The 7,598-nt window shown below is 55.3% G+C and carries 6 protein-coding genes and 3 pseudogenes; 3 read left to right on the forward strand and 6 right to left on the reverse strand.

What is annotated here, in order from left to right; all coding sequences use genetic code 11:
- Positions 1–55 precede the first annotated feature (55 nt).
- Positions 56–472, reverse strand: coding sequence for a GNAT family N-acetyltransferase (locus EJA71_RS08965; protein ID WP_158956073.1), 417 nt, complete (start codon positions 470–472; stop codon positions 56–58).
- Positions 473–1,331: 859 nt separating this feature from the next.
- On the opposite strand from EJA71_RS08965, the pseudogene EJA71_RS27770 reads away from it, so the two are divergent.
- Together EJA71_RS27770 and EJA71_RS27775 are read left to right on the forward strand one after the other, a co-directional pair.
- Positions 1,332–2,108: pseudogene (locus EJA71_RS27770) on the forward strand (PAS domain-containing protein); the annotation flags it as partial.
- Between the two features lie 114 nt (positions 2,109–2,222).
- Positions 2,223–2,651, forward strand: a pseudogene (locus EJA71_RS27775) (methyl-accepting chemotaxis protein); the annotation flags it as partial.
- Positions 2,652–2,707: 56 nt separating this feature from the next.
- Here the strand turns inward: EJA71_RS27775 and EJA71_RS08975 are convergent.
- The 5 genes and pseudogenes from EJA71_RS08975 to EJA71_RS08995 form a co-directional block, all read right to left on the reverse strand.
- Positions 2,708–3,130 (reverse strand): hypothetical protein, encoded by a 423-nt coding sequence (locus tag EJA71_RS08975; protein WP_158956077.1) that lies wholly within the window; start codon positions 3,128–3,130, stop codon positions 2,708–2,710.
- A gap of 306 nt (positions 3,131–3,436) precedes the next feature.
- Entirely contained in the window at positions 3,437–3,835 is a 399-nt protein-coding gene (locus EJA71_RS08980) for a hypothetical protein (RefSeq protein ID WP_158956079.1), read from the reverse strand.
- A gap of 179 nt (positions 3,836–4,014) precedes the next feature.
- Positions 4,015–4,386, reverse strand: a pseudogene (locus EJA71_RS08985) (hypothetical protein); the annotation flags it as partial.
- Between the two features lie 19 nt (positions 4,387–4,405).
- Positions 4,406–5,830, reverse strand: a complete 1,425-nt coding sequence (locus EJA71_RS08990) for an MFS transporter (protein WP_158956081.1) — start codon at positions 5,828–5,830, stop codon at positions 4,406–4,408.
- A 125-nt stretch (positions 5,831–5,955) separates the two neighbouring features.
- Positions 5,956–6,396, reverse strand: coding sequence for a PACE efflux transporter (locus EJA71_RS08995; RefSeq protein WP_158956082.1), 441 nt, complete (start codon positions 6,394–6,396; stop codon positions 5,956–5,958).
- 122 nt (positions 6,397–6,518) lie between these two features.
- On the opposite strand from EJA71_RS08995, the gene EJA71_RS09000 reads away from it, so the two are divergent.
- Positions 6,519–7,391: a LysR family transcriptional regulator gene (locus EJA71_RS09000; protein ID WP_158956083.1), complete on the forward strand. Its 873-nt coding sequence runs from the start codon at positions 6,519–6,521 to the stop codon at positions 7,389–7,391.
- The last annotated feature ends 207 nt before the right edge of the window (positions 7,392–7,598 follow it).

Raw genomic sequence — 7,598 nt, forward strand, 5'->3', positions numbered from 1 at the left:
CAGCTCCTACACCGATTCTTTGTAGGAGCTGCCGAAGGCTGCGATCTTTTGATCTTCATCCCTGACGTAAAAATTCCATCGCGATCATCGGCTTGCTCCGCGCATACCGGCTCAACCGCTCCGCCATCGCCTGGGGCAGGGTCGGGTCGAACGTGAACCCGCGTCGCTCGTAAAACCCACGCAAATCCGGATGACAAAACAGCCACACCGGCTCACTCACACCCTGCACCGCCGCCGCCATCAACTGCGCCGCAATCCCCTGTTCGCGATAACCCGGATCCACAAACAACCCGGTCAACCAATGCCCGCCGGCGACCGGTCGCAAACACAACGCAGCGACGATTTCTTCGCGCCGCGCCACCCACAATTGCGCGTCACGCACGGCTTTCATCGACGATTGGTGGCTGCGGTAGAACTTGTTCATCAACGGCCATAGAGACTCGTCGAGCAGGCTATATCGGGTATCGGGCATGAGGTCGGACTGTCGGTGCGAAAAGCCGCGATTATAAAAGAACGCACGACTCTGGATAGGTGTATACCTGAGCTCACATCCCCTGCGAGTGGAGTACCCATCATGTCCAAAGGTATGGATTCAAAGAAAGCCGCGAAGAAGAAACCGGCCAAGACCGCGATTGAAAAGCGCGCGGAGAAGAAGGCCAAGAAGGTGGATATTTTCGGTCATTGAGCAAGCAGCTCGAGGAGCCCGGCTCTCGGGCTCCTGCCTGAACCTGAACATAATCTGCAGGGTTGCACAGCGTTGTTGTACAGACGGAGAAGACGTCCGTTTCGAGCAGCGCCATTCCCCATCCTTCGACGCCGCCATCGACACATTCGTGAGCCGTCACATTCGGAATGCGTTCTTTCTGTGGGAGCGAGCCTGCTCGCGAAATCGTCCGCCCCGGCAACCTATCTCACCGCGCTGAACCGATTCTTGTGCAAAAAGTGCCAGATACTGGCCGACTAGTGGGCTTGCGCAAGGCTTTGCGATGACTATGCTTATTCCTAACTAACTATGTCGACCGTGCACGGTTAGTGCGTGAATTCATGCTGCCAGAGTGCGCAATCCAAGGCACCGACACTGAACCAACAAGGAGCATCATCTATATGGAAGTTCTTCAACGCGTTAGGGCTGGCTCGCGTGCGGGCTATCAAGAGAAGGATGTCTTGATTAGAGCGTTGCTGCATGGACGTTCCGATTGATCATCATTTATCACCTGACAACTTCCTCCCCTTGGAGGAATGCGTGTGCCTGTTCTGTGGAATCCATTGGTGGATCTTGAAAGACCTGAACTTTCATCAAATCAAAAGACCGCGCGGAAGGTGATAGAACCATGTTCAACCTACATCACAAGGCTGACCTGCAGCAGATCGAGCGATTCAGCTGCGCCTTGACCGAGGCCAACGCCAAGCTCGCAGCGATTAGCCGCTCGATGGCAATGATCGAATTCACCCCTGAAGGCATCGTTCTGGATGCCAATGAAAACTTCTGCAAAACCATGGGCTACAGCGCTGATGAAGTGCGGGGCAAACATCACCGGATTTTTTGTGAAGAGGCGTTCTACCGCAGCGAGGAATACGCCAAATTGTGGCGCGACCTGGCCCGTGGCGAGCCAATCAGCGGCACCTTTCTGCGCCTGAACAAGAGCGGCCGGGAGATCTGGCTCGAAGCCAGTTACATGCCGGTATACGGTCCGGACAAACAGGTCAAAAGTGTGATCAAAGTGGCGGCGGACATCACCGCCCGGGTCAATAAGGAGCACGAAGAAGAGAGCATGCTGGCGGCGATCAGTCGCTCGATGGCGGTGATCGAGTTCACCCCGGAAGGCAATGTGATCACCGCCAACGACAACTTCCTCAAGACCATGCAGTACTCGCTCAACGAAATTGTCGGGCATCACCACAGCATGTTCTGCCATCGCAGCGAATCGGAATCGTCGCAGTACAAGGCGTTCTGGGCTTCGCTCAATCGCGGCGAATATCACTCTCATCGTTTTGAACGCAAGAACAAATCCGGGCACATGGTTTATCTGGAGGCCTCGTACAACCCGCTGTTCGATGCCAAGGGCCGCTTGTACAAAGTGGTCAAGTTCGCCAGCGACATCACCCAGCAGATGACCACCTTGCAGAACGCCGCCGAATCGGCCCACAGCACCTCGGTACAAAACGACGCCTGCGCGCAAAAGGGCTCACAGGTCGTGCAACAAACAGTACAGATCATTCAGGACATTTCCCGCGACCTCAACGAAGCGGCGGTCAGCATCGACGCGGTCAGCAAGCAGTCGGACATCATCGGCACCATCGTCCAGACCATTCGCGGGATTGCCGATCAGACCAATTTGCTGGCGCTTAACGCCGCTATCGAAGCCGCCCGGGCCGGGGAACATGGGCGCGGATTTGCGGTAGTGGCGGACGAGGTGCGTAGTTTGGCGGCGCGGACCAGTCAGGCGACGCTGGAGATCGTTGATGTGGTACGCAGGAACCATGATTTGTCGTTGAGTGCGGTGTCGAGCATGCAATCGAGTCTGAGTCGAACCGGGCTCGGGGTGGAACTGGCCAACGAAGCGGGGGCAGTGATTCAGGAGATTCAGCAGGGATCGCGGCATGTCGTGGATGCGATCAGTCAGTTCAATGAGACGTTGCAGTTGAATTGAGGGACAAAGCAACTGCCCTTCCTTCCTGGAAGGGCAGAAGTTTATGAGCGATGTAACTAGTTCTTCAAATTGAATGTGCCAGAGATAACCGCGACTTGGGAATTGTCTAAAGGTCTGGCGGTGAACGTAAAGCTGCCTTTTACGGTTTGTGAGTCCACGTCCACTGCGTCGATTTTCACCTCGCCGCCAAGACCGTTCCATGAGCGCCCCGTCCACTCCTTCGGATTGTAGTTACCCCCGACAACATCTGGTTTGAATGCATATGTTTCACCTGCTTTGACGAGGCCTTTGATAAAGATGTCCGCTCCGTGAGATCGAAGGTCGCCACTTTCGTACCCGAAAATTTGCAATCCATCCTGCGTTAAGTCGAGTACATGACGACGCGTCGGGACATCGTGTTCTCCCTGGTTATTTTCATTTGCTTTCAACGCGAAGAGGCCAGTGGCTTGCTTGACACTGTTTTTCAATTCTTCGTTCATGGTTGTATTCCTTGCAGATGATTGTCAGGACCGGGCGCGCAAACGTGGCGTGGTCCATTCCATGGTTCTTCATGCAAGGCATACCGTCTACTGTCAGAAATTACAGGTGGCGCAGGTTTTACGACAGACGGTCTGTTCCAGCCGCACCAAAAAAATCCCCATCGGGGACTTTTTATACAGGTTCCAGATCACAACGCAGCGAGAAATTTGGCCACCGGTTTGTAAACGGAAACTTATAAAAATGCCCTTCGAAGAAGAAGGGCGTTTTTTTTTTGTTGTTGAATTTATTTTGGTTTCTGTGGTTTGTTAATTTGGAACTACCTTCAAGTCAAATTCGCCGTCCGCAATTACTTTTCTTTGCGCTCGGTCTAACAACTCTATTTGAAAAGTACCAGTATATGTGCCGGCTAGACTATTGATTTCGATTTTTACCAGGCTCTTGACAGTCGTATAACCAAAGCCATTCTCGTTAAAAAAAGCTGTTTCGTTCTTTCCGCCCTCTAGCTCGTGTTTGCCATTGGGAAGAGCTGGCTTGAAGAAGAAATTGAAGAACCTGATAGAGTTGTGTTCGAATGCTTGAATAGTGTCAGTTGGCCAAGGCGGGGTATTAGGCAACAAATTCAGTTCGCTAGCGTTGAAATCCGCTTTGGCCGGTGTTCCTTCCATTACAGTAAATCTGGCAGTAAAACTTCCGAAATCAGACATAGTGACCTCCATGTTTTCGATGAGCAGGGTTTTGAAGAACGCTGCCAGCGAATCATTGGCGGTGGCTCACGTGCTGTCTACTGTCAGAAATTACAGGTGACGCAGGTTTTGCGACAGACGGTCTGTTCCACCGGTAACAAAAAATTCCCCATCGGGGACTTTTTTATACAGGTTCCAGATCACAACGCAGCGAGAAACTTGTTCGCCGCTTTATCACTGTCCTTGACGTCATTAACGTTGTCTTTCTCCGCCTGCGCCAACTTCATCTTGTCCTGCAAACGCTCGGCAATCTCTTTGCCGATGGCCAGTTGTCTCTCCGGCGGCATGGCTTTGATGTCATCTTCGGTGATGCCCATGCTCTGCAGGATGCTGTCGCGCAGTCGCTGTTCCGGCGATTTGCTCATGTGGTTCTTGAACGCGTCGGTGGCCGACGTGCCGGTGGTTTTGCTGGCATCTGACGTGTCGCTGGCTTGCCGACCGACGCGTGTCTTGGCGAAGGCTTCGTCAACGTTGTCGTTGATGCGTGCCGCTTCACTGACCTGTTGGGTGGCGGGGACGACCGTTACATCGTCAGCGATGGGCAATATTCTCCAGCGCCAGATTGCGAGTACGCGGGCCGAAATAACCGATGGTCAGCATCACGATCAGCATGCTGCTGACGATGAATGCCAACACACCGGGTGTGCCGAAATTGTCGAGAAACAAACCGATCAACAGGCTGCTGAACACCGTCGACAAGCGACTGAACGAATAGCAGAAACCCACCGCGCGGGCGCGAATATTGGTCGGGAACAGTTCGCTCTGATACGAGTGATAACTGAAGCTCAGCCAGGCATTGCAGAAGGTGATCATCACCCCGCAGAAGATCAGCCCGAACGCACTGGTCTGCAACGCGAACAGCGTGCCGAAGGTCATGGCACCGAGGGCCGAACCGACGATCTGCCATTTGTTCTCGAAGCGATTGGCGAACTTGACGAACAGCAGCGGCCCGAGCGGGTAGGCCAGGGTGATGATGAAGGCGTACATCAGACTGTGGGTGACGCTGACGCCCTGACCGGACAGCAGCGCTGGCAACCAGTTGCCGAAGCCGAAGAAACCGATGGCCTGGAAGATGTGGAAAACGATCAACATCAACGCACGACGGCGGTACGGCGGCTGCCAGATATCAGCAAAGCGGCCCTTGCCTTCAACATCGACGGGCACAGCCTCCGGCGCGTCCAGCGTTTTGCCGTGATCCTTTTCGCACCGGGCTTCGATGCTGTCGAGAATCCGGTTGGCCTCATCAAAGCGGCCATGTTGCGCCAACCAGCGTGGCGACTCCGGCAAACGCTTGCGCAGCCACCAGATAAACAAGGCAAACACCGCACTCGCCAACACCACCCAACGCCAGCCGGACACGCCGAACGGCGCTTGCGGCACCAGCCACCACGACATCAATGCCACCGCTGGCACCGACAGAAACTGCACGAAAAATGCAAAGGCAAACGCCGAACTGCGCATGCGTTTAGGCACCAGTTCCGAGAGGTAGGCGTCGATGGTCACCAGTTCGATGCCCAAACCGATGCCGACCAGAAAGCGCATGCAGATAATGCCCAGCGCCGAACTCTGAACGCCCATCAACACCGTCGCGACCGTGTACCAGACCAGCGCGAAGGTGAAGATCGCGCGGCGACCGAAACGATCCGCCAACGGACTGAGCAGGCTGGCGCCGAGGAACAGACCGAGGAATGTCGCCGAGGCAAACGCCGCCTGATCGGAGAAGCCGAACACGCCCTGATTGCCGGTGGCAAAGATCCCGTCGCGGATCAGGCCGGGGCTGATGTAGGCGGTCTGGAACAGGTCATAGAGTTCGAAAAAACCACCGATCGACAGCAGCGCCACCAGCCGCCATATCGTCGCGACCGCCGGGAGGCGGTCGATGCGGGCGGAAACCTGAGCGGCGCGGATCGGGTCGATGCCGTCGCTGTGCGCGGCGGCGGGGGCGTGAGCAGTCATGGGCTGATCCATTTTTTATTGATGGAAAAGCTTAGCCTGCTATCGGAGTTCACGGATTGTGAATATCAGCGGTTTAATCGGTTAAACCGCTGATTTCTCGCAATATCTGTTTACGAATTAACGTTTTATGCCGCAGCGGTCGAATCGGGAAGGGCGGAGGCCGGTAAACCGAACACGCGGTCGAACAGCCAGTTAAACGCAAACGTGTAGCACGGGATGAAAATGATCAGCGCCAGATCGAGCAGAAATGCCTGCACCAGGCTGATGTTCATCCACCAGGCGATCAACGGAATGAGGAATACGATCAACGTCAGTTGAAAACCGATGGCGTGGACGATGCGTCGTTTAACCGTGCGAGTACGCGACGGCTGACGACTTTCCCAACGCTCGAACAACGAGGTGTAGATGAAATTCCAGGTCACGGCGATGGTGGTGATGATCACTGCCAATGGCCCGGTGCTGCCGGGTGAAGTGCCGGACAACAGCGCCAGGCCGAGGGCGGAGAAGGTCATGCCGATCACTTCGTAGAGCGATACATAGACCAGTTTGCGTTTGACGCCTTGCATGCAGTTTTGCCTCTTTCTTGCCGTTTGTTGGCCAGCGGGGCTGGCGAAGGCGACGAAAGATAGCTTCAATAGAGCTGACAGAAAAAGTCAGTAGCTTTCAGTTTGGTTGATAGGTGTGAAAAGTGAATTTCAACAGCGACAGCATTGAGTTGTTTCTTGCGGTGATCGAGCGCGGCTCGTTTTCGGCGGCAGCGCGAACGTTGGGCAAAGTGCCGTCGGCGGTGAGCATGGGCATCGGCAATCTTGAGGCAGAGCTCGGTTATCTGCTGTTCGACCGCAGCCACCGTGAACCGCAGCCTACGGCGATGGCGCTATCGCTTGTCCCCCATGCGCGGTTGATTGCCGAGCAACTCAAGCACCTGCAAGTGCACGCGGTGGAGTTGTCGTTGGGGCTGGAGAGCAAATTGTCGATTGGCGTTGTCGCGGACATGGACCGGCGGCGTTTGCTGGCGGCAATAAAGACGATTACTGAGCGCCATCCGCTGCTCGACATCGAAGTGCTCACCGCGCCGCAGGATGACGTGTTGGCGATGTTGCACAGTGGCCGAGTCAGCGTTTGTCTGGCCTTCGCCGGGTTGAGCATGAACGTGCTGGAGCGTTTTCAGTTCGTCGGCAACGAACGGATGATCGCCACGCTGGCAGCCGACAGTCCGTTGCTGCAGGGGCAGGATTTGTTTCTCGAAGATCTGGTGCAGGTGCGGCAGATCATCGTCGCCAGCCGCGACTTGCCGATCAGTGAGACGCGGCCGTTGGTAGCGCAATCATATTGGCGCACGGACAGCCTTGAAACGGCCATGGAAATGGTCGAGGCGGGTCTGGGCTGGGGCAATTTCCCGTTGTCGGTGGTGCAGTCGCGGTTGGACAGCGGACGGCTGAAACGTCTGAATTTTCGCAACATCGAAAACGGTCTGGTGATGCCGGTGCATGCGGTGTGGCTAAAAAGCCAGCCGTTGCAGAAGGGTGCATTGGCCCTCGTTGACCTGCTCAGCCACTGAACATTGCGCAAATTCGACTGTGGGAGCGAGCTTGCTCGCGAAAGCGTTGTGTCACTCGGCACATGCTTACCTGATGCACCGCCTTCGCGAGCAAGCTCGCTCCCACAGGGATCGTGTTTAAACCTCGGATTTTTATGACCACCACAAAAACCTGTGGGAGCTGGCTTGCCAGCGATAGCGGTGTGTCAGCCAACCCAGTTTTGAGTG

The sequence above is a fragment of the Pseudomonas sp. PB106 genome (genome assembly GCF_009764645.1).
Classification (GTDB): Bacteria; Pseudomonadota; Gammaproteobacteria; order Pseudomonadales; family Pseudomonadaceae; genus Aquipseudomonas.

What these genes read in the sequence shown, in the direction of transcription:
- EJA71_RS08980 (WP_158956079.1), bottom strand. Translation starts at nt 3,835, where the DNA reads ATGTCTGATTTCGGAAGTTTTACTGCCAGATTTACTGTAATGGAAGGA.
- EJA71_RS08965 (WP_158956073.1), bottom strand. Translation starts at nt 472, where the DNA reads ATGCCCGATACCCGATATAGCCTGCTCGACGAGTCTCTATGGCCGTTG.
- EJA71_RS08990 (WP_158956081.1), bottom strand. Translation starts at nt 5,830, where the DNA reads ATGACTGCTCACGCCCCCGCCGCCGCGCACAGCGACGGCATCGACCCG.
- EJA71_RS08975 (WP_158956077.1), bottom strand. Translation starts at nt 3,130, where the DNA reads ATGAACGAAGAATTGAAAAACAGTGTCAAGCAAGCCACTGGCCTCTTC.
- EJA71_RS08995 (WP_158956082.1), bottom strand. Translation starts at nt 6,396, where the DNA reads ATGCAAGGCGTCAAACGCAAACTGGTCTATGTATCGCTCTACGAAGTG.